Annotated in this window: 23 protein-coding genes and 2 pseudogenes; 7 read left to right on the forward strand and 18 right to left on the reverse strand. The window is 60.1% G+C overall.

The features are described 5' to 3' along the window. The first annotated feature begins 6 nt into the window (after positions 1 to 6). Positions 7 to 727: pseudogene (locus WLY71_RS15315) on the forward strand (lysophospholipid acyltransferase family protein). 162 nt (positions 728 to 889) lie between these two features. Then, complete coding sequence (locus WLY71_RS15320) at positions 890 to 1,861, forward strand: magnesium and cobalt transport protein CorA (protein WP_347804209.1); 972 nt, start codon at positions 890 to 892, stop codon at positions 1,859 to 1,861. A gap of 108 nt (positions 1,862 to 1,969) precedes the next feature. On the opposite strand, the gene WLY71_RS15325 is transcribed toward WLY71_RS15320, so the two are convergent. From WLY71_RS15325 to WLY71_RS15335, 3 genes are all read right to left on the reverse strand, one after another. Further along, the gene (locus WLY71_RS15325) at positions 1,970 to 2,692 is read right to left on the reverse strand and encodes an amidotransferase (RefSeq protein WP_347804210.1); all 723 of its coding nucleotides are present in this window, start codon (positions 2,690 to 2,692) and stop codon (positions 1,970 to 1,972) included. Between the two features lie 95 nt (positions 2,693 to 2,787). Beyond that, positions 2,788 to 4,932 carry a 3-hydroxyacyl-CoA dehydrogenase NAD-binding domain-containing protein gene (locus tag WLY71_RS15330; RefSeq protein ID WP_347804211.1) on the reverse strand — a complete coding sequence of 715 codons (2,145 nt, stop codon included), beginning with the start codon at positions 4,930 to 4,932 and terminating at the stop codon, positions 2,788 to 2,790. Positions 4,933 to 4,965: 33 nt separating this feature from the next. Then, positions 4,966 to 6,171 carry an acetyl-CoA C-acetyltransferase gene (locus tag WLY71_RS15335; protein WP_347804212.1) on the reverse strand — a complete coding sequence of 402 codons (1,206 nt, stop codon included), beginning with the start codon at positions 6,169 to 6,171 and terminating at the stop codon, positions 4,966 to 4,968. A 283-nt stretch (positions 6,172 to 6,454) separates the two neighbouring features. Between WLY71_RS15335 and WLY71_RS15340 the strand changes: the two genes are divergently transcribed. Beyond that, positions 6,455 to 6,658: a hypothetical protein gene (locus WLY71_RS15340; protein ID WP_347804224.1), complete on the forward strand. Its 204-nt coding sequence runs from the start codon at positions 6,455 to 6,457 to the stop codon at positions 6,656 to 6,658. A 109-nt stretch (positions 6,659 to 6,767) separates the two neighbouring features. After that, positions 6,768 to 7,589, forward strand: a complete 822-nt coding sequence (locus WLY71_RS15345; RefSeq protein ID WP_347804223.1) for a c-type cytochrome — start codon at positions 6,768 to 6,770, stop codon at positions 7,587 to 7,589. Positions 7,590 to 7,724: 135 nt separating this feature from the next. Here the strand turns inward: WLY71_RS15345 and WLY71_RS15350 are convergent, their stop codons facing one another. From WLY71_RS15350 to WLY71_RS15385, 8 genes are all read right to left on the reverse strand, one after another. After that, the gene (locus WLY71_RS15350) at positions 7,725 to 8,534 is read right to left on the reverse strand and encodes a transglutaminase family protein (RefSeq protein ID WP_347804213.1); all 810 of its coding nucleotides are present in this window, start codon (positions 8,532 to 8,534) and stop codon (positions 7,725 to 7,727) included. Continuing rightward, positions 8,531 to 9,481, reverse strand: coding sequence for an alpha-E domain-containing protein (locus tag WLY71_RS15355; protein ID WP_111450675.1), 951 nt, complete (start codon positions 9,479 to 9,481; stop codon positions 8,531 to 8,533). The genes WLY71_RS15350 and WLY71_RS15355 overlap by 4 nt, the downstream gene beginning before the upstream one ends. A 12-nt stretch (positions 9,482 to 9,493) precedes the next feature. Next, on the reverse strand, positions 9,494 to 10,903 hold the full coding sequence (locus tag WLY71_RS15360) for a circularly permuted type 2 ATP-grasp protein (protein ID WP_074874854.1): 1,410 nt from the start codon (positions 10,901 to 10,903) through the stop codon (positions 9,494 to 9,496). Positions 10,904 to 11,363: 460 nt separating this feature from the next. After that, positions 11,364 to 11,705: a ribonuclease E inhibitor RraB gene (locus tag WLY71_RS15365; protein WP_008148805.1), complete on the reverse strand. Its 342-nt coding sequence runs from the start codon at positions 11,703 to 11,705 to the stop codon at positions 11,364 to 11,366. Between the two features lie 213 nt (positions 11,706 to 11,918). Then, the gene (locus WLY71_RS15370; protein ID WP_129442539.1) at positions 11,919 to 12,152 is read right to left on the reverse strand and encodes a hypothetical protein; all 234 of its coding nucleotides are present in this window, start codon (positions 12,150 to 12,152) and stop codon (positions 11,919 to 11,921) included. 163 nt (positions 12,153 to 12,315) lie between these two features. Then, positions 12,316 to 13,191: a polyamine aminopropyltransferase gene (speE, locus tag WLY71_RS15375; protein ID WP_347804214.1), complete on the reverse strand. Its 876-nt coding sequence runs from the start codon at positions 13,189 to 13,191 to the stop codon at positions 12,316 to 12,318. A 209-nt stretch (positions 13,192 to 13,400) separates the two neighbouring features. Next, positions 13,401 to 13,592, reverse strand: a complete 192-nt coding sequence (locus tag WLY71_RS15380) for a PLDc N-terminal domain-containing protein (RefSeq protein ID WP_008148797.1) — start codon at positions 13,590 to 13,592, stop codon at positions 13,401 to 13,403. A 64-nt stretch (positions 13,593 to 13,656) separates the two neighbouring features. Further along, positions 13,657 to 14,187, reverse strand: coding sequence for a hypothetical protein (locus tag WLY71_RS15385; RefSeq protein WP_347804215.1), 531 nt, complete (start codon positions 14,185 to 14,187; stop codon positions 13,657 to 13,659). A gap of 177 nt (positions 14,188 to 14,364) precedes the next feature. On the opposite strand from WLY71_RS15385, the gene WLY71_RS15390 reads away from it, so the two are divergent. Continuing rightward, positions 14,365 to 15,846: a methyl-accepting chemotaxis protein gene (locus tag WLY71_RS15390; protein ID WP_347804216.1), complete on the forward strand. Its 1,482-nt coding sequence runs from the start codon at positions 14,365 to 14,367 to the stop codon at positions 15,844 to 15,846. A gap of 230 nt (positions 15,847 to 16,076) precedes the next feature. Further along, positions 16,077 to 16,295, forward strand: a pseudogene (locus WLY71_RS15395) (terminase); the annotation flags it as partial. Between the two features lie 24 nt (positions 16,296 to 16,319). Here the strand turns inward: WLY71_RS15395 and WLY71_RS15400 are convergent. The 3 genes from WLY71_RS15400 to WLY71_RS15410 form a co-directional block, all read right to left on the reverse strand. After that, on the reverse strand, positions 16,320 to 17,117 hold the full coding sequence (locus tag WLY71_RS15400) for an acyl-CoA thioesterase (RefSeq protein WP_046047940.1): 798 nt from the start codon (positions 17,115 to 17,117) through the stop codon (positions 16,320 to 16,322). A 214-nt stretch (positions 17,118 to 17,331) separates the two neighbouring features. Beyond that, on the reverse strand, positions 17,332 to 18,090 hold the full coding sequence (locus WLY71_RS15405; protein WP_347804217.1) for a CHAD domain-containing protein: 759 nt from the start codon (positions 18,088 to 18,090) through the stop codon (positions 17,332 to 17,334). Positions 18,091 to 18,179: 89 nt separating this feature from the next. Continuing rightward, a complete protein-coding gene (locus WLY71_RS15410) occupies positions 18,180 to 18,458 on the reverse strand; it encodes a hypothetical protein (protein WP_017337340.1) in 279 nt (92 codons plus the stop codon). Between the two features lie 221 nt (positions 18,459 to 18,679). Here WLY71_RS15410 and WLY71_RS15415 point away from each other — a divergent pair, with 221 nt between their 5' ends. After that, positions 18,680 to 19,720: a patatin-like phospholipase family protein gene (locus WLY71_RS15415; protein ID WP_347804218.1), complete on the forward strand. Its 1,041-nt coding sequence runs from the start codon at positions 18,680 to 18,682 to the stop codon at positions 19,718 to 19,720. Between the two features lie 115 nt (positions 19,721 to 19,835). Here WLY71_RS15415 and WLY71_RS15420 read toward each other — a convergent pair whose 3' ends face one another. The 4 genes from WLY71_RS15420 to WLY71_RS15435 form a co-directional block, all read right to left on the reverse strand. Next, complete coding sequence (locus WLY71_RS15420; protein WP_347804219.1) at positions 19,836 to 20,534, reverse strand: response regulator; 699 nt, start codon at positions 20,532 to 20,534, stop codon at positions 19,836 to 19,838. Positions 20,535 to 20,582: 48 nt separating this feature from the next. Then, positions 20,583 to 23,234, reverse strand: coding sequence for a DUF4118 domain-containing protein (locus WLY71_RS15425; RefSeq protein ID WP_347804220.1), 2,652 nt, complete (start codon positions 23,232 to 23,234; stop codon positions 20,583 to 20,585). A gap of 158 nt (positions 23,235 to 23,392) precedes the next feature. Beyond that, positions 23,393 to 23,938, reverse strand: a complete 546-nt coding sequence (gene kdpC / locus WLY71_RS15430; protein WP_347804221.1) for a potassium-transporting ATPase subunit KdpC — start codon at positions 23,936 to 23,938, stop codon at positions 23,393 to 23,395. Positions 23,939 to 23,991: 53 nt separating this feature from the next. Then, positions 23,992 to 24,945: HAD-IC family P-type ATPase (locus WLY71_RS15435; protein WP_347804222.1), on the reverse strand; the 954-nt coding region annotated here is incomplete at its 5' end.

Consider the following 24,945-nt stretch of genomic DNA (forward strand, 5'->3'; position numbering starts at 1 on the left):
CTGTAAATGCTGTTTGTGTTTCGTATGTTATTGATGGGCCTGCACTTTATCCTGGCCGGTGTACTTGGAGTGATTCTCGGCCTGTGCCCCGTTCAATCCGGACAACAGCCGTTTGTGCGCGCGTCTTTATGCATGGCCGGCGATGTGCATTTTGCGTCTGCGGGTGAAGGTCGACGTCGGACCGCTGATGGATAAACCCGACAGCTGCGTGATCATCGCCAACCACCAGTCCAACTACGATCTGTTTGTGTTCGGCAACGTGGTGCCTCGCCGCACCGTGTGTATCGGCAAGAAGAGTCTGAAGTGGGTGCCGCTGTTTGGTCAGTTGTTCTGGCTGGCGGGCAATGTGCTCATCGATCGCGGCAATGCGCAGAAAGCGCGCCAGTCGATGCTGACCACTACCCACACGCTGCAGAATGAAGACACTTCGATCTGGGTCTTCCCGGAAGGCACGCGCAACCTGGGCGAAGAGTTGCTGCCGTTCAAGAAAGGCGCCTTTCAAATGGCCATTGCCGCCGGCGTGCCGATTGTTCCGGTGTGTGTCAGCAGTTACGTTAAACACATGCGATTGAACCGTTGGCGCAGTGGGAAGATTCTGATCCGCTCGTTACCGGCGATTCCTACGGCTGGATTGAGCCTGGATGACATGCCGCTGCTGATTGCCCAGTGCCGCGAGCAAATGCGCGAGTGCATCGCTTCGATGGATCGGCAACTGCAAGCCGCGTAAAAAAAACCCGCCTTGTGCGGGTTTTCTTTCGCCTGCGAGCTTTTGCCTGCGAACTCAGCAGATTTCATTGACTCTCAAGCAGCAGACAAGGCTAAGCTGGACACTGCCTGCCACTGCCATCTTTGCTTATAGAAAGCTGCCAATAAGAAGTGAATCACTATCATGGGTAGAGTTGTTGCTGCTGCGGTTTACAGCGCCGGTAAGAAAGTCACCAATATCACCCTCGACGAAGGCGCCGCCTGGGCTGCAAAGCCTGACCACTTTGTCTGGATCGGCCTCGAAGAGCCGAACGCTCAGGAGCTCTTCAATCTACAACGCCAGTTCAACCTGCACGAACTGGCCATCGAAGACGCCCTGGAAAAACACAGTCGACCGAAACTGGAAACCTTCGGCGACGCACTGTTCATCGTCACGTATTCGCCGATCCGGAATGAAGGCAAACTGGAGTTCATCGAGACTCACATCTTTGCCGGCAACGGCTACATCATTACCGCACGCAATGGTCATTCAGCGTCCTACGCCTATGTCCGCCAGCGTTGTGAGGCGCGTCCGCTGTTGCTGGAGCACGGGGAAGATTTCGTACTCTATGCCATCCTCGACTTCGTGATAGAAAACTACCAGCCAATGGGCGAAGCGATCCATGCCGAGATCGATGAGCTCGAGAGCAACGTCATATGTGGCTCCCTGAACGAGCGCGACATTCAAAAACTCCATAGCTTACGCCGCGATGTATTGCGCTTGCGTCGGTATGCGGCGCCGATGGTTGAGATCGGTGAGGAATTGCAGAAGCTGAGCTTCCCGTTCATCGACAAGAACATGCGCCCGTACTTTCGCGATGTGCAGATCCACGTGACGCGGCAGATGGAAGACCTGACGACCCTGGCAGACATTGCCAGTCAGACCATCCAGGTCGGGGTGTTGCTGGAGGCGTCACGCCAAAGCGTGGTGCAGCGTAAATTCGCGGCGTGGGCGGCGATTCTGGCGTTCCCGACGGCGGTGGCCGGGATCTACGGGATGAACTTCGAGAACATGCCGGAATTGACGTGGCAATACGGGTATTTCGGGGTGGTGGGATTTATTACGGTGGGTTGTGTGGGTTTGTGGGCGAGCTTCAGGAAGTCGGGGTGGCTGTAGCCAAAACCGCGTTGCCTGCGAAAATCGCGAGCAGGCTCGCTCCCACACTGGATCGTTGGTGTTGCGCAGATCATTGTGGGAGCGAGCCTGCTCGCGATGCTTTTAGCTTCAAACAGCTTCTGGCTTGTGCGCCACAAACCGCATCATCCACTCCGCAACGGTAGTGCCGTGATGGTCGTGCTCAAGGCTCGCCATACCTTTCGAATAAATCTGCTCGCCCAGCGCTTCCTGACGAATATCCAACAATGCGCGCGAGTAATCGTGAATGAACTCCGGATGTCCCTGGAAGCACAACACTTGATCGTTGATGTGGTACGCGGCAAACGGGCAGAAATCGCTGGAAGCAATGACCGTGGCGTTTTCCGGGAGCGCGGTAACCTGGTCCTGATGGCTGATCAACAAGGTCAGTTCTTCCCTCACCGGGCTCATCCACGGCGCCTTGGCGGCGAGTTTGTACTTGTGGGTGCCGACGCCCCAGCCTTGGGTCGCACGTTCGCTCTTCCCGCCCAGCAGCAGCGCTAACAGTTGGTGACCGAAGCACACGCCCAGCAGTTTGTCGCCACGCTCGTAGCGGGTCAGCAGGTAAGCCCTGAGGGTTTCAATCCACGGGTCGGTGCCGAAGGAATCGGCCTTGCTGCCAGTGACCAGATAGGCGTCGAAGGTCAGCTCATCGCCGGGATATTCGCCCTGCATCACGTTGTACACGGTGAACTCGGCAGCGATGGGTTGCTGCGAAAACAGATGCTGGAACATCTGCCCGTAACCCTGATATTGATCGACCAGTTCCGGACGCAGGATGTCGGTTTCCAGAATGCAGATGCGTAACGACATAAAAAATACCTGACACTTGATGGGAATAATGCACACCCCTGAGCCTGCCTTGAAACACAGTGGCAAGGCAAGCCCCGGAATGCGTCACCCGTCCCCTAGAACGCCTCCCCTTTAGCCGCTTTCTCCAGCAATAGCGCAGGGGGTGCGAATCGCTCGCCGTACTGCTCCGCCAGGTACTGGGCGCGGGCGACGAAATCTTTCGCGCCGTACTGATTGATGAACTGCAGCGCGCCGCCAGTCCAGGCGGCGAAGCCAATCCCGAAGATCGAGCCGACGTTGGCGTCCGCCGTCGAGGTCAACACCCCTTCCTCCACACAGCGCACGGTTTCGATGGCTTGCACGAACAGCAGCCGATCACGCACGTCCTTCGGCGAAATCTGCCCGTCAGCCTTCTCGAAACGGCTTTTCAGCTCTGGCCACAGATGCTTCTGCCCACGGGCCGGATAATCGTAGAAACCACCACCCGCAGCCTTGCCCGGACGTTTGTATTCGTTGAGCAGCAAGTCAATCACTGCGAACGCCGGGTGCTCAATCAGCGGTTTCCCTTCTGCTTGCAGGTCTTTAGCGGTTTGCTTGCGGATATGGCTCATCAAGCTGAGGGAAACTTCGTCGGAGATCGCCAGAGGTCCGATCGGCATGCCGGCCTTGCGTGCTTCGGTCTCGATCATCGGCGCGCTCACGCCTTCGCCCAGCATGGCGATACCTTCGTTGGTGAATGTGCCGAACACCCGCGAGGTGAAGAAACCGCGACTGTCGTTGACCACAATCGGCGTTTTCTTGATTTGCAGGACGAAATCGAACCCGCGAGCCAGGGTTTCGTCGCTGGTGTGGGCGCCTTTGATGATTTCCACCAGAGGCATTTTCTCCACGGGGCTGAAGAAATGCAGGCCGATGAACTTGCTCTGATCCGGCACGGCGGTTGCGAGGCCGCTGATCGGCAAGGTCGACGTGTTGGAAGCAATCACCGCATCCGAGCCAACGACGTTTTGCGCCGCCGAAGAGACGTTGGCTTTCAAATCGCGATCTTCAAACACCGCTTCAATGATCAGATCACAACCGGCCAGAGCGGCGTCGCTTTCAGTGGGGTGAATTCGCGCCAGCGTTGCATCGCGCTGATCGGCACTCAATTGGCCACGCGCAACCTTCTTGTCCAGCAGCGCCGCCGAATGAGCCTTGCCCTTCTGTGCAGCCGCAAGATTGATGTCCTTGAGCACCACGTCGATGCCGGCCGACGCGCTGACAAAGGCGATTCCGGCGCCCATCATGCCTGCGCCCAGCACCCCCACCCGACGCGTCACGTAGGGCGAAAAGCCCTGCGGCCGCGAGCTGCCGGCATTGATTTCGTTGAGCTGGAACCAGAACGTGCCGATCAGGTTTTTCGACACCTGGCCGGTGGTCAATTCGGTGAAGTAACGGGTTTCGATCAGGTGCGCGGTGTCGAAATCCACCTGAGCACCTTCCACAGCGGCGCAGAGAATTTTCTCTGGCGCGGGCAGGCAGCCCTGGGTTTTGCTGCGCAGGATAGACGGCGCGATGGCCAGCATTTGCGCGACTTTCGGGTTCGATGGCGTACCACCGGGAATCGGGTAACCCTTCACGTCCCAGCGCTGCACAACCGAAGGGTTGCCGATAATCCAGGCGCGAGCCTTGGCCAGCAGTTCATCACGATCCGCCGCCAACTCATCAATCAAACCTGCCCGCAACGCCTGCTGCGGCCGGATTTTCTTGCCCTCGAGCAGGTACGGCAAGGCTTTTTCAATACCGAGCATCCGCACCATGCGCACCACCCCGCCGCCGCCCGGCAACAGGCCGAGGGTCACTTCCGGCAGGCCGAGTTGCACCGAAGAATCGTCCAGCGCCACCCGGTGATGGCACGCCAGGCAGATTTCCCAACCGCCGCCCAACGCGGCGCCGTTGATCGCGGCGACCACCGGTTTGCCGAGGGTTTCCAGGGTGCGCAGCTGCCCTTTGAGTGTCAGCACCATGTCGTAAAAGGCTTTGGCTTCAGGCTTGCCGACCTTGATCAGTTCATTGAGGTCGCCGCCGGCGAAAAAGGTTTTCTTGGCCGAGGTGATGATCACGCCGGCGATGGTGTGTTTGTCGGCAACGAGTCTGGCAACACACGCGGCCATGGCTTCGCGGTAAACCGCGTTCATGGTGTTGGCGCTCTGGCCCGGCATGTCGATGGTCAGGACGACGATCTGGTCCTGACCTTTTTCGTAACGAATGGCTTCAGTCATGATGAAAGTGCTTCCCTTGAAGTCGGTCGGGGCTCAGAGGCGTTCGATGATGGTGGCAATGCCCATGCCGCCGCCGACACACAGCGTCGCGAGGCCATAGCGCAGGCGTCGGGTTTCCAGTTCATCGAGCAACGTGCCGAGGATCGCGCAGCCAGTGGCACCCAGCGGGTGGCCCATAGCGATGGAGCCGCCGTTGACGTTGACCTTGTCCGGGTCGATCGCCATGTCCTTGATGAATTTCAGCACCACCGAGGCGAAAGCTTCGTTGACCTCGAACAAGTCGATGTCTTCGACCCGCAGTCCGGCTTTGGCCAGTGCCTTGCGGGTGGCCGGCGCGGGGCCGGTGAGCATGATGGTCGGGTCGGTGCTGGTGATGGCGGTGGCGACGATTCGCGCCCGCGGTTGCAAACCCAGCGCCCGGCCCTTGGCCTCTGAACCGATCAGCATCAGCGCCGCGCCATCGACGATCCCGGAGCTGTTACCCGCCGTGTGCACGTGGTTGATCCGCTCAACATGGCTGAAGACCCGAAGCGCGGTGGCATCGAAGCCCATTTGCCCGATCATCTCGAAGCTGGGCTTGAGCTGGCCCAAGGCTTCCATGGTCGATTCGGCGCGGATGAATTCATCGTGATCGAGCAGGATGATGCCGTTCTGGTCCTGCACCGGCACCAGCGATTTGTTGAACGAACCGTCGGACCTTGCCCGCGCAGCCTTTTGCTGGGAGTGCAGCGCATAGGCATCGACGTCCTGACGGCTAAAGCCTTCGATCGTGGCGATCAGGTCAGCGCCCACGCCTTGAGGGGCGAAATGGCTGTGAAAACTGGTCTCCGGGTCCAGCGCCCAGGCGCCGCCATCGCTGCCCATGGGCACACGGGACATGGACTCGACGCCGCCGACCACCACCAGGTCTTCGAAGCCGGAACGCACCTTCATCGCGCCGAGGTTCACCGCCTCCAACCCCGAGGCGCAGAAGCGGTTGATCTGCAAACCCGCCACGCTGACGTCCCAATCCGCCACCTGGGTCGCGGTTTTGGCGATGTCGGAACCCTGGTCGCCGATGGGCGTCACGCAGCCAAGTACCACATCGTCGACCTGACTGGTATCGAGAGACGTGCGCTGTTGCAGCGCTTTGAGCAGCCCGGCTACCAGGCTCACCGGTTTGACGCTGTGCAAGGCGCCATTGGCCTTGCCTTTGCCGCGGGGCGTGCGTAACGCGTCGAAAATCAAAGCTTGGGTCATGACGTCCTCGAACCTGAGCGGGGAGTAAATGCAGAGCCTCCACCTTAGGCCGAGCAGCCCTGGATTCAATGACCGCAGCGCTCACGGACGTTGACGGTCACGCTCAGACGGACGGTAGGCAACCACCGGATTAACCGATTCAGGACACCAAGCTGTCTAGCAAACGGGCGCCCAAGAAGCTGGCAATAGGCCTCATGCCTTTTTCAAAGCAATTTATGTGAAGTCCATACGAAATGGATCTAAACCAAGCGTGACGCGGGCTCTAAGGTGAACTTGTACGAAGTTGTCGTCGGGTTTTGCCGAGGCGCTCGTCAAACAGGAAGTGCAACGCTCTGCCGTCATGGAGAAATGCAGGCAGGCATCAGGAAATAACAATAAAGGCGGTCAAGCCATGTTCAAACAATCGAAAGTACGTCAAGCCGGGCTCATTCTTTTCGCCACTACGCTGTTGTTGATTTTGCCGAACCTGACCAAGGTGATCGGCTAATCGGTCAATAAAAAATACGGCGCCAGGTTTTATATCGCCCTCTAAAAATGTGACTGGTTCGCTACCCGGACCAGCGTGGGTGTGCCAACCTTTGCGGCACTTCCACGACATGGACGGCGATCATTTGAAAACGCTCATTCTGTTCGGGGCCTTGCTGCTCAGCACGCCTCTGTCTGCCGCACAGCTGAACCTTGAGCTGGGCGCGAGCAGTCGCACCTGGCAAACCGAGGAGTTGCTCAAGCATCCTCAAGTTCAGACCATCACCATCAGCAACGACGTTTCCTACAAACGGGACATGAGCTATCGCGCTGTTCCGGTGGCTGCGTTGTTGACGGGCATCAAGCCTGAAGACCACTTACAGGCTGTAGCCCTGGATGGTTTTGCCGCAGAACTGTCGGCTGCGCCGTTGCTCAATACCCAGGGCGCGCGCGCGTGGCTGGCGATTGAAGAACCCGCCAAGCCATGGCCACCGCTGTCGGAAGGCAAACCCGGCGCCGGGCCGTTCTATCTGGTCTGGACCGATCCGCAGGCGGGCGACATCAGCCCCGAGCAATGGCCATTTCAAGTGGCGAGCATCAAGCGCATGGCACCGGTAGCCGAGCGCTTCCCTGCCCTGCTGCCTGATCCGGCGTTGAAGGCTGACGATCCGGTGAATAAGGGCTTTGCGCTGTTTCAGAAGAATTGCCTGGCGTGCCATCGATTGAACGGCGCCGGGGATGCGCAGTTTGGGCCGGATCTGAATATTCCGTTTAACCCGACCGAGTACTTCGGCGCGGATTTCCTCAAGCGCTACATTCGTGATCCGCAGAGCTTGCGCCAGTGGCCACAGGCGAAGATGCCCGGGTTCTCGGCGACGGTGTTGCCGGACGGGGACCTGGAGAGGTTGGTGGGGTATTTGAAGCACATGGCTGGGCGCAAGGTTAAACCCTGACACCATTCCCCTGTGGGAGCTAGCTTGCTCCGGGCGGCGATCCGACGATAGCGGTGTGTCAGTCGCAGCAGTTCTGACTGAACAAACGCCATCGCGAGCAAGCTCGCTCCCACAGGGGTTCTTCGGCATCCCTGATTACTGCTGTTGCACTGAGATCATTGGGGTCGGTGTCGGCGAAACAAACACCTTCGCATGCATCTGCTCGCAACCACCGCCACGCCGCATGCCTCGCACCGGGCAGGCATCCAGGTAATCCAGGCCCACCGCCAGTTTCAGATGACGCTCCGGCCGCGCCAATTCATTGGTCACGTCGAAGCTGTACCAGGCGTCATCGAGCCAGGCTTCTGCCCAGGCGTGACTGGCCAGGTGTTCGCTGTTCTCGCTGTACAAATAGCCCGACACATAACGTGAAGGAATGCCCAGGCTGCGAGCACAGGCGAGAAACGCGTGGGTGTGGTCCTGGCAGACGCCCGAACGCCCGGCGAAGGCCTGGGCGGCGCTGGTGTCCACTTCGGTGGAGCCCGGCGTGTAGGTCATGTGCTGGTTCAGTCCATGCATCAAGTCGATCAGCGCCGTGCGATCCCGGCGTTGTTTGCATTCTTTTTCGGCAAAAGCGCGCAGTGCTTCATCGGGCTCGGTCAGGCGCGTGAAACGCAGGAACGGCAGCGCCGACTGGCTTTCATGCTCCGCCTCACGCAATTCGTCGATGTCCACCTGCCCACGCGCGCCGATGATGATCGCCTCGTGGGGCTCGTCCATGGTCAGCACGTGCAGGATATTGCCGAACGGATCGAGTTGCGCGCGCACCGGGCGCGGCAGGTCGAGCTGCCAGCTGAGCACATGCTGGCGCTCGCTGTCGTGGGGTGTCAGTCGCAAATACTGGATGCTCGCCCGCACCTGATCTTCGTAGTGATAGGTGGTCTCGTGGCTAATGGAAAGTCTCATGCAGCCTCCAGGTAGGAACTGTGAATGGCGTTGCCCAACTGGCGCACCAGCGGGATGAACTCGGTCAGCCAGGCATGAAGGCCTTCGTCGAGAATTTCGGTGATGCCGGTGTAGCGCAAGCGTGCGTCGATTTCCGCGGCCAGGCGTTGCGCGGGACGACCGTTGGCCCCTGGCAGTTGCGCGAGGATCTGGTCAATTTCTTCGGTGCAGGCGCGCAGGGAACGCGGGACGTCGGCCCGCAACAGCAGCAGTTCTGCCACATGCCGGGCGCCGGGGGCGTCGCGATAGATTTCGGTGTAGGCCTCGAAAGAGGACAACGCCCTTAGCAAAGCACTCCACTGGTAGTAAGCGTGCGCCGTGCCATCGCTGACCGCCTCTGCCTGATCGCCAGCCATTTCGTAGCGGGCGTCGAGCAGGCGCAACGTGTTGTCAGCCCTTTCGATAAACGTCCCCAGACGAATAAAGCGGAACGCATCGTTACGCATGATCGTGCCGTAGGATGCGCCGCGGAACAGGTGGGAACGCTCCTTGATCCACTCGCAGAATCGACTCATGCCGTAGCGACTCAAGCCTTGATCAGCTATCCCGCGAATTTCCAGCCAGGTGGCGTTGATGTTTTCCCACATGTCGGCGGTGATTCGCCCACGCACCGCATGGGCACTGGCCCGCGCGGCGCCGAGGCAGCTGTAGATGCTCGCCGGGTTGGCCGCGTCCAGGGCGAAGAAATGCAGCAGCCGTTCAGCGTGCAATTCGCCGTGGCGTTCCAGGTAATCGTCCAGGGTGCCGGTGATCAGCAACGGCATGGCGAGTTCATGCAGGCCATCACCTCGGCCATCCTGCGGCATCAGCGACAGCGAATAACTGATGTCGAGCATCCGTGCGAGGTTTTCCGCCCGCTCCAGGTAACGCGACATCCAATACAAATCCGAGGCAGTTCTACTTAACATGGCAGGCTTCCTTCAATCCTCGACCACCCAGGTGTCCTTGGTTCCACCGCCCTGGGATGAATTCACCACCAGGGAGCCTTCGCGCAGGGCAACACGGGTCAAACCGCCGGGCACAACCCGGGTTTCGCGGCCAGACAATACAAACGGACGCAGGTCGATGTGGCGTGGAGCGATGCCGTTTTCGACAAAGGTCGGACAGGTCGACAGGGACAACGTCGGTTGCGCGATGTACGCATGGGGCTTGGCTTTGATCCGCGCACGGAAAGATTCGATTTCCGCCGCCGTCGCCGCCGGCCCTACCAGCATTCCGTAACCGCCGGAGCCTTGGGTTTCCTTGACCACCAGTTCCGGAAGATTGGCCAGTACGTGGGACAGTTCGGAGGGATTACGACACTGCCACGTCGGCACATTCTTCAGGATCGGCTCTTCATCCAGGTAGAAACGGATCATGTCCGTGACGAATGGATACACCGACTTGTCGTCCGCGACCCCGGTGCCGATGGCATTCGCCAGCACGACATTGCCGGAGCGGTACGACGACAGCAGCCCTGGAACGCCAAGCATCGAGTCCGGGTTGAACGCAAGCGGATCGAGGAACGCATCATCGAGGCGACGGTAGATCACGTCGACGGCTTTCGGCCCGTCCGTGGTGCGCATGAAGACCTTGTCATCCCGCACGAACAGGTCCGCGCCTTCCACCAGCTCAACGCCCATTTCCCGCGCCAGAAACGCATGTTCAAAGAACGCGCTGTTGAAACGACCCGGCGTCAGTACCACCACGCTCGGGTTATCAATCGGGCTCGAGCTTTTCAGGGTGTCGAGCAACAGGTTCGGATAGTGGTCGATAGGGGCAATGCGCTGGGCCGCGAACAACTCGGGGAACAACCGCATCATCATCTTGCGGTCTTCCAGCATGTAGCTGACGCCGCTCGGTGTACGAAGATTGTCTTCAAGCACGTAGTACGTGCCGTCGCCATCGCGCACCAGATCGACACCGGAGATGTGGGAATAGATATCGCGGTGCAAATCCAGCCCTTGCATCGCCAACTGGTATTGCTCGTTGGCCAGCACTTGCTCGGCCGGAATAATGCCGGCCTTGATAATGCGCTGCTCGTGATAGAGGTCGGCGAGGAACATGTTCAACGCCTTGACCCGCTGAATGCAGCCGCGCTCGACAACTCGCCATTCACTGGCGGGGATGCTGCGGGGAATGGTGTCGAAGGGAATCAGGCGCTCTGTCCCTTGCTCATCACCATAGAGCGTGAACGTAATCCCAGCGCGATGAAATAACAGATCGGCCTCGCGTCGCCGTTGTGCCAAAAGCTCGTCAGGCGTTTCGGCCAGCCAACGGGCAAACTCCCGATAATGCGGGCGGACCTGGCCGCCGGCATCGTACATCTCATCAAAATAGGTGCGGATCATGCCGTACTCCTTGTCACCCGGACATCTGGGCTTCGCAAAGCCCGTGCCATCGGCATAAACGCTTTGATATCAATCAGTTGGATAATCGCACTGCACGCACCGCACCAATCCTGTGCGGTAAATGCCCCCACCTGATCGCCCCCGCTTCATTGCGAAGCAATGTTGTCGCCTATCACCAGCATAGCCAGAGTTGATTTCACTGCCCGGGAGTCGATGCGGATAATCCGCGCATTCGCTGGAAAACTTGATGAACTTCCCTTTAGCCGCCTGCTCAGGCGGTTTTTTTTGCGTTTTTGAAACGTTATGAATCAAAAACACGATCAAGAGATCGCAGCCTCGTTTCACTCGACAGCTCCTACAGGAGAAAACGAGGCTGCGATCTTTTATCTTTTCAAACCGCGAAAACGAAAACGGCCAACCCTGAGGTCAGCCGTTGCTGAGTGTTGTCACTGTTCATAAGTTATGCGAGTCGCCCTCGTACCTCCTGCTTGACGCCCCATCCTTCGATGATGCCGCCCAAAGGCTCGACCACCGCCTCGAAATCCTGCTCAAAGTCGCCGATGCCGTCATAGGTGGCGTACATCACTTTGCTCAGTTCCAGGTACCACGCGCCGTCGTCGCGCACGCTGATTTGTGCATTCAAGGATTCACCGCAGTAATGCCCTGCCGCCCTGCGCGCCCGCTCCTCGTCCGGAAAAATGGCGTAGAACTCGATGGGATGGAATCGTGAAAAGTCGAAGCCGCCTTCTTTCATGCGGCGCAAGACGCTGGTGCTGATGTCTTCTTGATAGGCTGTGCTCATGAAACGTCCCCCTCAGACTGATGGATAGACTTTCCGTATTCCCGGCACGCGCAACCGAATGGGGCGAGCGATGCGGCAACAACGTTGCCGGTGGGAAGCAAGCATGTAGCTGACAAGACCAGACCTTAGCGATCCGTTCGCTGATCTCGATTGCAGAGTAGCCTCAAGATAGAGCCGCTGCCAAGGCCTGGTTAGGAATGTGACAGGAGATGTTCAGATTGGCGTGATGCTGAGGATTTCAATGCTGTACTGGGTCTTCAGACTTTTGACAGTCGGATCATCGGTGCGCCCTTCCAGATCGTTGAGGTCCAGTTCGGCAGCCACAGGCAAACACCGGGCGCGAATGAGCTTCGCGGCTTGCTCGTTGTTCGGGCATTCATCGCTCTCAAACACCTCGTCAACTTGTTCACCGTGATCATCAACGAAAGTGACTTTCCACTTTTGCATCAGGTGCCTCCTCGATAAAACCCATGGATGGGCTTACATGTATCTCGACATTCTTCCCCGGCCAATCGTTCAACCGGACCTTCTATAAGTGAAGCACGAAAAAAGGGCCGTCTCCGGTGTGTTTTCACACAACCTGAGAGGGCCCTTTCTGGATTGCTCGATATCAGTCGTTGCTAGGCTTGTTCACAGCCTGCAGGACGTATTGCGGTAAGGCGAACGCGCCGATGTGGATTTCCGGGTTGTAGTAGCGGGTGATGATGCCGCTGCCGGCGAAGCGCTGCTGCAGGGTTTCCCGGGACAATTTACGATAGGCGGTATTGGTCGCGCCCCAGGCGAAGGTCATGGCGCCGCCGATGTAGGTCGGCACGGCCGCCTGATAGAAGTGCCAGTCCGGGAACAGGCTGCGCAGGCGCCCGGCGGTGGTTTTGACTTCTTCGATTTGCATGAACGGCGTGCCGTTCTGGGTCACCAGGATGCCGCCTTCGTTCAGGCAGCGACGGCAGGCCTGGTAGAAGTTTTCCGAGAACAGCACTTCGCCCGGGCCGATCGGGTCGGTGGAGTCGGAAATGATCACGTCGAATTTTTCGGTGGTGGTGGCGACGAAACGCATGCCGTCGTCGATCACCAGGTTCAGGCGTGGATCAGCGAACGCACCCTTGGAGTGGTTCGGCAGGAACTCCTTGCACATGTCGACCACGGTGCCGTCGATCTCGACCATGGTGATGTGCTCGATGCTGCGGTGCTTGGCCACTTCACGCAGCATGCCGCCGTCGCCGCCACCGATGATCAGCACGCGCTTGGCGGTGCCATGCGCCAGGATCGGCACGTGGGTCAACATCTCGTGGTAGATGAATTCGTCGGCTTCGGTGGTCTGGATCACGCCGTCCAGCGCCATGACGCGGCCCATGCGCGAGTTTTCGAAAATCACCAGGTGCTGGTGTTCGGTGCGTACTTCGTGCAGCAGTTTTTCCATGCGAAAACGCTGGCCGTAGCCTTCGTAGAGGGTTTCCAGGTACTCGCTGGTTGGGGTGTTGCTCATGGGAAGTGCTCCGATGAATGCGGGTGGCAAGGCGCGAATTCTACGTCGCGGGACATGACAGGTCGAACCTCGCTTGACGCCTCGACACAATCACCTGTGGGAGCTGGCTTGCCTGCGATGGGATCGCCGCGGTATGCCTGACAGACCTTGCCGCCTGAATCGCAGGCAAGCCAGCTCCCACAGGTTCGGTGTCGTTTTCGGGGATGCAGTCAGATTCGGACGTTGCCTCGTGGCCCGGCGATGGCCCAGATGATCAGGCCCAGCACCGGCAGCAGCAGGATCAGCAGCACCCAGATGATTTTCATCCCTGTGTCGGCACCACTTTTGAGCACGTTGATGATTGCCCAGATATCCAGGGCAAGAATAATCAGGCCAATCAGACCGTTGAACGTGGAACCCATGGTGTTGCTCCCTAAGAGTGGTATGCACTCTTAGGATAGCCGGGCCTTGCGAGGGTTCCGCTTTTTAAACGTGGACGGCAATTTTGAGGGCTTCCAGCGAGGGTGCGGCAGCGATGCCGACTTTGGCGCACAACTCGAGTACGCGCGGCACGTCGTTGCCGTAGACCAGCACCACTTGCAGTTCGTCGTCGAGCAACTGACTGAAGTTCATCAGCGTGTAACCACCGTTTTCCTTGTTCATGCTGCCCATCTGCACCTGAATGCGATTGAGCGCCGTCAGGGCTTCAGTCTTGGCCAGTTGCTTGGGTTTGATATTGAAATCAACGCCGGGCCCGAACGAGGAAACGATCTGGGCGAACAGGTCCACATAGGTGTCGGCCTGGAACAGCACGGTCTCCGGCAAACTGCCGACGATGATCCATTCGCCTAGCGGAATCGGGAACGTTTCGTCGTAGTTGATATCCGGATTGGCCGTCAGAAAAGCATCGGGATCGGCGTAGGCCTGGGCCGCTTCGTCAGCGACTTTCAGGATTTCGTCATCGCTCATGCACCCGGAGCTGATTTTGCTGATGAGTTCGACGAGTGCGGCTTTCATGGGGCGGAATCCTGTAGCGAGGGAATTTTGAAGGCGCGAAGAATAGCGCATTACGCCCCGCAATTCCTGTGCGCGAGCATGGCGGGAACGTTGACCCACATCAAGATCCGGCGCCCTGAGTAGCGGCACAATACTGGCACCTTGCCGAAACTGTTTCCGCTATCAGAGAAGACCTCCATGGGTGCCTGGCTTAGCAATATCTCGCTGAAATACAAATTCTGGGCGGTCAACGCCGTCGCCTTCGTCACGACCTTGCTGCTGGTGTTGTACGCCGTACAGCTCGAACAACAGACCCGCAGCCATGCTTATCAGGCATCGGCACAAGCCCAGGCGCGATTGCTCAACGCCTGGCCTGCCGGGCAACCGCTCCCCAAAGCCGATAACGTGCTGACCTTCAGTCGCGGGCAGGCACCGTTGCTGAACGGGCAGCCGGTTCTGGAACTGGCCGATACCAACGGCTGGGTCGGGATCAATGCCATGCCGCTGTTCGGCAACAACCCGTTGATGGGCGCTGAAGTGTTTACGCGCACGGACGGCAATCAGGTCGCGGTAATTGCCCATGGCCCGAGCCTGACCCAGGTATTTGGCGAGCGTTTTCCCAACTATGCCGTGGCGGTGGCGATCCTGATGCTGGCGATGCTCGGCGCTTCGCAATTGTTGATCCGCTTTCTGCTCAGCCAGCTCAATACGCTGAAGGACGTGATGCTCCACGTCGAGAAAACCGGTGACCTGTCGGCCCGTGTGCCGCTGGCCTGCACTGACGAAGTCGGGCAGATGGCCAATGCCTTCAACGCCATGCAGGCCGGTTACCAGCGGGTGGTCAACACCGTCGCCAGCACCGCCCGGCAACTGGATGTCGGCGCGGCGCGGCTGGCGTCGAGCATGAACGAGGTACGTCACGGCATGCTCGGCCAGCAAAGCGAAACCGATCAGGCCGCCACGGCAATCAACGAAATGACCGCCACGGTCTATCACATTGCCCAGCACGCCGGCGCCACCCGCGACCTCTCTCAAACCGCCGACACCCTGGCCGGCAGCGGGCAGGAAGTGGTCAGTCGGGTGCAGAAGTCGATTGTCGGCCTGTCCAGCGGGGTGCAACAGACTGCCGAGATGATTCAGCGTCTGGCCGAGGACAGTCAGAAGATCAACGGCGTGGTCAGTGTGATTCACAGCATCGCCGAGCAGACCAATCTGCTGGCGCTGAACGCAGCGATTGAAGCGGCCCGTGCCGGTGAAATGGGTCGCGGTTTTGCGGTGGTCGCCGATGAAGTGCGTAACCTGGCCAAACGTGTCCAGACCTCCACTGACGAGATCACGATCATGGTTTCCGCGTTGCAGGCCGGGACTCGGGACGCGGTGGATTTCATGCAGGAAAGCTCGTTCAAGGCCGACGATTGCGTGCAGCAGGCTCAGGAGGCCGGTGCAGCGTTGGCAGAAATCACCAGCGCCGTGGCGCAGATGCGCGAAAGCAATACGCAGATCGCGGTGGCGGCCGAGCAGCAGAGCCACGTGGCCGAAGAGATGAATCGGTCGGTCGTGAGCATTCGGGATGTGACCGAGACCACTGTGCAGCAGACTGTGAATTCGGCGACCACCAGTCATGAACTGGCGGCGTTGGCCGGGGAATTGAGCAAGGCTATCGGGCAGCTGAAGCTGTGATAACGCCATCGCGAGCAAGCTCGCTCCCACAGTGGATCTCTTTTGTACCAAAAATCAATGGTCACTGAAGATCCCATGTGGGAGCGAGCTTGCTCGCGATAGCGTCAGCCCGGTCACCATCAATATTGACCATGACACCTATCACTTCGATAGCCAACCTTGATTCGCCGCCCGTAAGTGCCACGCCTATTCTTCAATCATGTGTTCAACATGGATCGAGGATTACCATCATGGGCAAACGTCACCCCAACCTCCCCGTCTGGCAATGGCGAGCGTACCCGAACAATCACCAGCACCCGACCAATCTGGTGCTGCACCTGATTGCCGTGCCGCTGTTCATCGTGGCGTTTCTGCTGATTGTCTCGGGGGTATTCAGTCTGAGCTTCGCAAATGTCGCGATCGGTGTGATCGGCCTGCTCGCAGCGCTCGGCCTGCAACGCCACGGTCACCGTGAGCGCCACCGTCGTCACTGATCAGGCGAAAATCGTCACCGTCTGCCGGCTCATGGCAATCAACTGACCGTCCGCGTTCCACAATTTCGCGGCCGCATGACCGTAGCCGTCAGCGGCATGCTCGATCTCGACGAGGTATTTGCACCAGTCCAGCGTGCTCAGTTCAAGCAACGGCTGGACGAATTCAATGGTCCAGGTCAGCGTGCTGCCCATCGCCGGTTTTTTCAGGTGCGGCAACAGCGCCGGTGGCCAGGCGTCGACCAGCGCCAGGATATGCGACTCGCTGACTGCTTCTTCCTTCACGTCCCCACGCAAGCGCACCCAGCCGCCCATCTCGCGGGATTTGTTGCCGGTGAACGGCAGACCGCCGACGCTCCAGCGCATCGCCAGATGCCGCATGAACTCTGGAGTCACGCCTTTGATGTAAGGCAATTCCTGGCAGTCGTCCCAGTGCTTCATCTCGGGCGCCGGTTCGGCGATCACCGCCACTTCCGACGGCCGCGAGGCGCCGAAGCTGCCCTGGACCAACGTCACCACCTGGCCCTTCTGCATCGCCCGACCCAGCACCTGGCTGACCGCTTTGCCTTCACGCAACACATCGACTTCAAAGCTGACGGGCACTTCAGGCTCGACCGGGCCGACAAAGGTGATCGCCAGCGAGCGCACCGGACGATCCGCCGGGACTTTTGCGCGCATGGCTTCGTACTGCAAGGCGGCCACCAGGCCACCGAAACTGGCACGCCCCTGAGCCCATTCGGCCGGAATAGACAGCTCCAGCGGCTGGCTGCGGACAGCGTCGAGCAGATCGGAAAAGCGCATGGAAACCTCAGAGCGGGAAAAGGATGAAGGATCTTAACCAGCCTGCGAGGATGGCACAGCGCTTATTCCGGCCAAAAGCACTGACAGATGAGCCGGATGTGCATGCCCTGTGTAGGAGCTGCCGAAGGCTGCGATCTTTTGATCTTTAGCGTCAGCGATTATGCCGAAAATCAAAAGATCGCAGCCTTCGGCAGCTCCTTGGGCTACGGTGGTTTCAGGATTTGAAACAGGCAGCGCTGAGTTTGTCGAGGACGCGGTCGGCGCGGCCTTCGGCCTTGGCCATGGCGGTTTTCCAGGCAGCGACGCAGGGCTGCAAATCGGCTTCCTGTTCGGACCTGGCCAGCCATTGCCAGCAGTCGTGCCAATCGCCCAAGGCACCTTGCGCGGACTTCAAGCGCGGCATAGCGGCTTTCGGCAGTCGATCCAGTTCGGGATAGGCTTCGATCCCATAGCGCACGCGCTTGATCAGCAGGCGCAAACGGTGGCGATCATGCGCCGGATCGTGCAGGGCTTTGTCGAGTTTTTCCCACTGTTTGGCCAAACGTTTTTCGATGCGCTGACGCAAGCCCTTGAGCAAGCCCTGACGTTGGGAGGCCCGCAGAAAACGCGGAAAGGCGTCGAGGATCATCAGCAACTGCGCCACTTCAGGACTCGTCGCGACCGCCGGGTAAGCCTCGGCCATCTGCGCCATACGCCGATGGGCAGCCTCGGGTTGATCATGCTCGAGCAGGTACGCCGCCAGCACTTCGCGATCGCGCAACGGCGTGGTTAAGTCGCCGACCCGGGACGCCGCCGCTTCCAGCTGTTCGACCCCGGGCAAGCCGCGCAATGGCCGCAGTAGACTGCGCAAACGGCGAACCGTGGTACGCAGGTCGTGCAGCGCTTCAGGGTCGGTGCGGGCACTCAAGCGTGCCTGACAGGCCAGCAAACGGACTTCCAGGCCCAGTACATGGGCCACCAACCGGTTAATCATGGGAAGTTACTCCGTAAACAGCTGCAAGCCGCCAGCCGAAATCCGGGGCGACCGACTTATTGCTTGCAGCTTAGAGCTTAGAGCTGCTTTCAGCGCCCCGCGCGCGATTCACGAATATAAAAACGCGCCTTCTCGGCCTTCTTGGTGCAGCCTTCGAACGCTTCGAATTGCTGCTGGGTCTTGGCGCCGGTCAGCAGCGACAGGGCCTTGGAATAGCTGACAGTTCCGGCAAAACCTTCAGCCTTGGCCAGATCCAGTTCACGCCACGCGGCATCGATCCCGCTACCGCAGCTGTCACGGTAAGCGGTTTTGCCGGCACATCCGGCGAGTGCTAGGGCAATCAAAGGCACACAGATCCAGGCTTTCATTAATCACACCTCAAAGATAGTAAACAGTCGTGCAGTTAAGACGGTCTGGCGCGTGAAAAGTGCCTTGGCCCCGCCTCGGAAACTCTAGTGCTCGCGAGAATACCCATCTGCCGCCAAAGAGTGTCGAAAAAACGACGCCCTCGCCTCGCGCAACGACCTTAGCGATTGAAGCGCGCCCCTCGATGGGTGCATTGTTGAACCTTGTCAGACGAGGGCGATTCATGAAAAAGCGTGTCGCGCTGGTGCTGGGCTCAGGTGGAGCCAGGGGCTACGCCCATATCGGGGTCATTGAAGAGATCGAACGGCGTGGCTACGACATCGCCTGCATCGCCGGATGCTCCATGGGCGCAGTGGTCGGAGGGATCTATGCCGCCGGTAAACTCGATGAATATCGCGACTGGATCGAGAGCCTGGATTACCTCGACGTTTTACGTCTGGTGGATGTCAGTTTTCGTCTGGGCGCGATTCGCGGGGAGAAAGTCTTCGGGCAGATCCGCAAGATCGTCGGCGAGATCAATATCGAAGACTTGCGCATCCCCTACACGGCGGTGGCCACCGACCTGACCAACCAACAGGAAATCTGGTTTCAGGAAGGCTGCCTGCACCAGGCCATGCGCGCTTCGGCGGCGATTCCCAGCCTGTTCACCCCGGTGATGCAGGGCAACCGCATGCTGGTGGACGGCGGCATCCTCAACCCTTTACCGATCGTGCCGGTGGTGTCGAGTCATTGCGACCTGATCATCGCGGTCAACCTCAACTCCACCAACCAGCGCCACTATCAACTGCCGGTGATCCAGCGCCCGGCGGCGTTCAAGACCCGCTTCGACAGCCTGATCAACTCGCTCGGTTCAAAAATGCCCTTCCGCCGCAAACAGGCGGAACAATTGCTGCTGCTGGAAAAGGAAGCGTTGATGGCAGAAGCGGCCGAGATCAACCCGTGGATCGAATCCGCCGAACCCGAAGCCCAGCAACCGGCCGCCGCCCCTGAACGCGACGGCGCGCCGAAGTCCGCCACCGGCTCGTTCATCATCGACAACGTCGGACCGGCGTCTTTGCTGGACCTGATTAACCAGAGTTTCGAGGTGATGCAAACCTCATTGGCGCAGTACAAGATCGCCGGTTATCCGCCGGATATTTTGATCAACGTGCCAAAGCGGGTGTGCCGGTTTTTCGAGTTTTACAAAGCGCCGGAATTGATCGCGCTGGGGCGGGAGATTGCGCGGGATACGCTGGATCGGTATGAAAATGAACGGGATTCCTGAGATTCTCGAGCGAATGATAAGGCTCCTTCGCGAGCAGGCTCGCTCCCACATTGGAATGCATATCCCTGTGGGAGCGAGCCTGCTCGCGAAGAGGCCGGAACTTTCAACACTAAAACTAAAGGCTGCCCTCACTCAATAACCGATACCCAACTCCCGCCTCGGTGACGATAAATCGCGGCTGAGTCGGATCATCCGCCAGTTTCTGGCGCAGGTGCCCGACCACAATCCGCAAATAGTGAGTGTCCTCGGTATGGGTCGGCCCCCAAATATCCTTGAGCAATTGCTGCTGGGTGATGACCCGCCCCGGATGTCGCGCCAGTTGCGCCAGCACCGCGTATTCCTTGCGGGTCAGCGCGACTTCGGTGCCGTCGAGCAACACCCGGCGATAAGCCAGATCCACGGTCAATGGGCCGAACGTCAGCGCCGCGGCTTGAGCTTCTCCCGCCGGTGCCTGACGCAACAAGGCACGAACCCGCGCAAGAAACTCCTGAATGCCAAACGGCTTGGTCACGTAGTCGTTGGCGCCGTTGTCGAGCGCTTCGACTTTCTGCCCTTCACTGGCGCGCACCGAGAGCACCAGCACCGGCACTGTCGACCACTCGCGAAACTCGCGCAGCACTTGCTGGCCGTCCATGTCCGGCAAACCGAGGTCGAGCACCAGCAGGTCTGGCTTATTCAGCGCGGCCTGGGCCAGGCCTTCGGTGCCGGTGCCGGCCTCCAGCACTTTGTAGCCCTGGGAGGCGAGGCTGATGCGCAGGAATTTACGGATTTGCGGTTCGTCGTCGATGACCAAAATGGTCGCGGTCTGGCTCATGAATTCACATCAACACAAAGAAGTGGCAAGAGAGTAGCGCAAGCGGGATCAGGCTTCACTTTCAAAACCCGGTTGTTCCTGCAGTGGCAAGTGAAGGGTGATGCAGGTGCCGCGCCCTTCGATGCCATCGGCGACGCTGATCCGCCCGCCGTGAGCACCGACCATGCCCTGACAGATCGCCAGCCCTAACCCCGTACCCTGCCCGCCACGATCACCGCGTGCGGCGGTGTAGAACATGTCGAAAATCTTCGCACGCTCCTCCTCCGGTATCCCCGGCCCCTCATCGCTGACCGAGAAAAACAGCTCGCCATCGTCGGCCCCGGCACGCAATTGCAGGCGGCCATGAGACGGTGAAAACCGCGCGGCGTTTTCCAGCACGTTGACCAGCGCCTGTTCGATCAGCGCGGCGTGGACGTAAAGCAGCGGCAATTCCGGCGGCACTTCGGTGGTCACCTGCAACGGTGCCAGCACGGCACGCAGACGATTAAGCGAACTGCCGACGATGTCAGCCGGCGACACCCAGTCCCGCGCCAGCTTCAGCGCGCCATGCCCGAGACGGGTCATGTCCAGCAGGTTCTGGATATAGCGATCGAGGCGCTCGGCTTCATCGCGAGTGCCTTCGAGCAGTTCGCGGCGATCCTCCAGCGGGATCGCTTCGCCGAGGGCCAGCAGGCTGTCGATGCTGCCGCGCATGGAGGTCAGCGGCGTGCGCAAATCGTGGGACACCGAGGCCAGCAAGGCACTGCGCAGTTGCTCGGTTTCGCCGTGCAGCCGGGCGGCTTCCAGGTCTTCGGCCAATTGCGCCCGGGCCAGCGCCTGGGCCAGAGGCTGGCTCAGCGCGGTCAACAAACGCCGACGCTGACCGCTCAAGGTCTGCCCCTCTTTGGCACACACGCCGAGCAGCGCCAGTGGCCCGTCTTCCACCGACAACGGCCACCACCACCAACGTCCGAACGGCAGCGTGCCGGTGCCCGCGCCGGCCGGTTGATCGTGTTGCCAGGCCCAATCGGCGGCAGCGCGCTCGGCTTCGGAAAATTCCAGCGGGCCACCGGTTTCGACTTTCCAGCCGCCCTGCCCGTCTTGATTGAGCAGGCAAAGTTGCAGATCACTCCAGCCATCGAGGTGCTGGGCCGCTGCGCTGACCACCGCCTGGCGGTCGGTGGCAGCCGTGAGTTTGCGCGACAGGTCTAGCAGTTCGGTGGTCTCTTCCTGAGTGTCGCGCAGCGCCTGTAATTGCCGCCGTTGCCGGGCCGCGAGGTTACCGGTAAGCGCCGCCATCAGCAGGAAGAACAGCAAGGTCAGCACGTCTTCTTCGCGCTGGATGCTGAAGGAGAAAGTCGGCGGGATGAACAGAAAGTCATAGGTCAGAAACGACAACGCCGCACAGGCCAGCGCCGGGCCGAGGCTGCTGCGCACCGCCACCAGCAACACGGCGGCGAGGAACACCAGCGAAATGTTCGGCAGCGGCAAAACACTCGCCACTGCCCAGGCCAGAGCAGTGGCCAAAATCGTAGCAACAACGGCCAACGCGTAGTCGAACCACACCAGTGACTGCGCCGAACGCTGACGCGGCTGATGTTGTTCGTGATCGCTGTCGAGGACGTTGATTTCCAGCCCTCGCGCATCGCGCAGCAAGCGTGACGCCAGACCGCCGCCGAACAACCGCCGACGCAAACGCTGCCGGGACTGACCGACCAACACCAGACTCGCGCGGCGTTCGGCGGCGTGCTGAATCAGGGTTTTCGCCACCTCACCAGCCCGCAGTAGCACCACTTCGCCGCCGAGGCGTTCGGCCAATTGCTGGGCACTTTGCAGACGCAGGCGCGACTGCTCGTCACGCACGCTGCCGTTGTCCACATGCACCAGGCTCCACGGCAAATGCCGACGTTGAGCGACGCGGCTGGCGTGACGCACCAGGCGTTCGGCCTGTGCATCGCCATCGACGCCGACCAGCAAGCGACCGCGTACCGCTGGCGCGGCTTGTCCCAACTGGCGATAGCCCTGGGCCAAATCATCATCGACCTGAGCCGCCGCCGTTTGCATCGCCAGTTCGCGCAGGGCAGTGAGGTTGGTCTGGGTGAAAAAGGCGTCGATGGCCGCCCTCGCCTGCTCCGGCACGTAGACCTTGCCATCGCGCAGACGCTCGAGCAGCTCGCGCGGCGGCAGGTCGATCAGCAGCAGTTCGTAGGCTTCTTGCAGCACCCAGTCGGGCAGGGTTTCGCGGACCTGCACACCCGTGATGCCACGCACTTTATCGTTAAGACTTTCCAGGTGCTGGACGTTGACCGTGGTGAACACGTCAATGCCCGCAGCGAGCAGTTCCTGAATGTCTTGCCAGCGTTTGGCGTGGCGGCTGCCGGGGGCGTTGGTGTGGGCCAGTTCGTCCACCAGCACCAGTTTCGGTTTGGTGGCCAGCAAGCCGTCGAGGTCCATTTCTTCAAGCAATACGCCACGGTATTCCGAGCGCACCAACGGCTGCTGCGGCAAGCCGCCGAGCAGCGCTTCGGTTTCGGCGCGGCCATGGGTTTCGACCACGCCGGCAATGACTTTCACGCCCTGGCGCAATTGGGTGTGAGCCGCTTGCAGCATGGCGTAGGTCTTGCCGACACCGGGCGCGGCGCCGAGAAAAACCTTGAGCCGGCCACGGCCATCGCGGGGCAGGTCTGCTAACAGCGCGTCGGCGCGGCCGGAGTCACTCATGCTTGAAGTTCTCTCTCATTCTGATGTTGATGCAGTGACTGTCAGGGCCTCTTCGCGGGCAAGCCCGCTCCCACAGGGATCGATGGTGGTCACAAATTCTGTATCCACCATCGCCTCCTGTGGGAGCGGGCTTGCCCGCGATTAGCGGCGCCACCGATTTACAGGTTTTCCAGCGCCATATTCAGCGCCAACACGTTCACCACCGGCGGCCCCACCAATGGCTGCTCGATATGCGCATCCATCAATTGTTGAAGGGTCGCCACCGGCAAATTGCGCGCGGCCGCAACACGCGCCAGTTGATAGGTAATCGCAGCCGGTGGCAAGTGTGGATCGAGGCCGCGGCCGGAGGTGGTGACCATCGCCAATGGCACCGGACCCTGGCCCGGCACCAGCAGCTTGTTGGCATCATCGGTTACCCGAATGGCCAGGGCCGGGTTGCTCGGCGAAAGGTTGCTGGCCCCGCTCGACACGGTGGCAAATGCACCGGCCGATGGCCGTGGATGGAACCAGGCGTCGCCGACGAAATCCTGGGCGATCAGTGAGGAGCCGCGGACCTTGCCATCGGCGTCGTGGACCAGACTGCCATTGGCTTGATCGGGGAACGCGACCTGGGCGACACCGGTGACGACCAATGGGTAGGCGACGCCGGTGATCAGGGTCATCAGGACGAGCAGGCTCAGGGCCGGGCGTATCAATGTGGACATTTCAAAATCCTCGAATTCGCAGAAAGCGGTGTGCCTGGCACACCGCCCCAGGGTCAAACCAGATGCAACGCGGTCAACAGCATGTCGATCGCCTTGATCCCCACAAACGGCACCAGAATCCCGCCCAATCCATAGATAAGCAGATTGCGTCGCAGCAACGCCGCCGCACTCGCCGCCTGCACCCGCACACCACGCAATGCCAGCGGAATCAGCACCACAATGATCAATGCGTTGAACACAATCGCCGACAGAATCGCGCTCTGCGGACTGCTCAGGTGCATGACGTTCAGCACACCCAGTTGCGGGTAGATCGAGGCGAACAGCGCCGGCAGAATCGCGAAGTATTTGGCCACGTCGTTGGCGATGGAAAACGTCGTCAGCGCACCGCGGGTCACCAGCAATTCCTTGCCGATCTGCACCACGTCCAGCAGCTTGGTCGGATCGCTGTCGAGGTCGACCATGTTCGCCGCCTCGCGCGCCGCTTGCGTCCCGTCGTTCATCGCCATGCCCACGTCCGCCTGGGCCAGGGCCGGGGCGTCGTTGGCGCCGTCGCCGCACATGGCGACCAGGCGACCGTCGTTCTGCTCGTGGCGAATGCGCGCCAGTTTTTTCTCTGGAGTGGCTTCAGCCAGCACGTCATCGACGCCCGCTTCGGCCGCAATCGCCGCTGCGGTCAGCGGGTTGTCGCCGGTCACCATGACGGTGCGAATCCCCAGCTTGCGCAGCTCGGCAAATCGCTCGCGGATGCCGGGTTTGACCACGTCCTTGAGGTGGATCGCGCCGAGCAATTTACCGTCGGCGCAAACCAGCAACGGGGTGCCACCGCTCTGGGCGATCTTGTCGATTTCCCGGGACAGCGGCGCGGCCAGGTCGGCGCGTTTCAGGCCAACGAAGGCCAGCAACGAATCCACCGCGCCTTTGCGATAAACACGGCCCTGATAGTCGACACCAGACAGACGCGTCTCGGCGCTGAACGGTACGGCAGTCAGCAGCTCGGCGCTTGGTTC

This window comes from Pseudomonas rossensis, from assembly GCF_039888995.1.
Classification (GTDB): domain Bacteria; phylum Pseudomonadota; class Gammaproteobacteria; order Pseudomonadales; family Pseudomonadaceae; genus Aquipseudomonas; species Aquipseudomonas rossensis.

Excerpts from the sequence above, each read along its gene's own strand:
- WLY71_RS15370 (WP_129442539.1), bottom strand. The coding sequence starts at position 12,152 with ATGCAAAAGTGGAAAGTCACTTTCGTTGATGATCACGGTGAACAAGTT.
- WLY71_RS15385 (WP_347804215.1), bottom strand. The coding sequence starts at position 14,187 with ATGAAAGCCGCACTCGTCGAACTCATCAGCAAAATCAGCTCCGGGTGC.
- WLY71_RS15425 (WP_347804220.1), bottom strand. The coding sequence starts at position 23,234 with ATGAGTGACTCCGGCCGCGCCGACGCGCTGTTAGCAGACCTGCCCCGC.
- WLY71_RS15350 (WP_347804213.1), bottom strand. The coding sequence starts at position 8,534 with ATGAGACTTTCCATTAGCCACGAGACCACCTATCACTACGAAGATCAG.
- WLY71_RS15325 (WP_347804210.1), bottom strand. The coding sequence starts at position 2,692 with ATGTCGTTACGCATCTGCATTCTGGAAACCGACATCCTGCGTCCGGAA.
- WLY71_RS15360 (WP_074874854.1), bottom strand. The coding sequence starts at position 10,903 with ATGATCCGCACCTATTTTGATGAGATGTACGATGCCGGCGGCCAGGTC.
- WLY71_RS15380 (WP_008148797.1), bottom strand. The coding sequence starts at position 13,592 with ATGGGTTCCACGTTCAACGGTCTGATTGGCCTGATTATTCTTGCCCTG.
- WLY71_RS15330 (WP_347804211.1), bottom strand. The coding sequence starts at position 4,932 with ATGACTGAAGCCATTCGTTACGAAAAAGGTCAGGACCAGATCGTCGTC.
- WLY71_RS15415 (WP_347804218.1), top strand. The coding sequence starts at position 18,680 with ATGAAAAAGCGTGTCGCGCTGGTGCTGGGCTCAGGTGGAGCCAGGGGC.
- WLY71_RS15405 (WP_347804217.1), bottom strand. The coding sequence starts at position 18,090 with ATGATTAACCGGTTGGTGGCCCATGTACTGGGCCTGGAAGTCCGTTTG.
- speE (WP_347804214.1), bottom strand. The coding sequence starts at position 13,191 with ATGAGCAACACCCCAACCAGCGAGTACCTGGAAACCCTCTACGAAGGC.
- WLY71_RS15420 (WP_347804219.1), bottom strand. The coding sequence starts at position 20,534 with ATGAGCCAGACCGCGACCATTTTGGTCATCGACGACGAACCGCAAATC.
- kdpC (WP_347804221.1), bottom strand. The coding sequence starts at position 23,938 with ATGTCCACATTGATACGCCCGGCCCTGAGCCTGCTCGTCCTGATGACC.
- WLY71_RS15320 (WP_347804209.1), top strand. The coding sequence starts at position 890 with ATGGGTAGAGTTGTTGCTGCTGCGGTTTACAGCGCCGGTAAGAAAGTC.
- WLY71_RS15390 (WP_347804216.1), top strand. The coding sequence starts at position 14,365 with ATGGGTGCCTGGCTTAGCAATATCTCGCTGAAATACAAATTCTGGGCG.
- WLY71_RS15355 (WP_111450675.1), bottom strand. The coding sequence starts at position 9,481 with ATGTTAAGTAGAACTGCCTCGGATTTGTATTGGATGTCGCGTTACCTG.
- WLY71_RS15400 (WP_046047940.1), bottom strand. The coding sequence starts at position 17,117 with ATGCGCTTTTCCGATCTGCTCGACGCTGTCCGCAGCCAGCCGCTGGAG.
- WLY71_RS15410 (WP_017337340.1), bottom strand. The coding sequence starts at position 18,458 with ATGAAAGCCTGGATCTGTGTGCCTTTGATTGCCCTAGCACTCGCCGGA.
- WLY71_RS15345 (WP_347804223.1), top strand. The coding sequence starts at position 6,768 with ATGGACGGCGATCATTTGAAAACGCTCATTCTGTTCGGGGCCTTGCTG.
- WLY71_RS15335 (WP_347804212.1), bottom strand. The coding sequence starts at position 6,171 with ATGACCCAAGCTTTGATTTTCGACGCGTTACGCACGCCCCGCGGCAAA.
- WLY71_RS15365 (WP_008148805.1), bottom strand. The coding sequence starts at position 11,705 with ATGAGCACAGCCTATCAAGAAGACATCAGCACCAGCGTCTTGCGCCGC.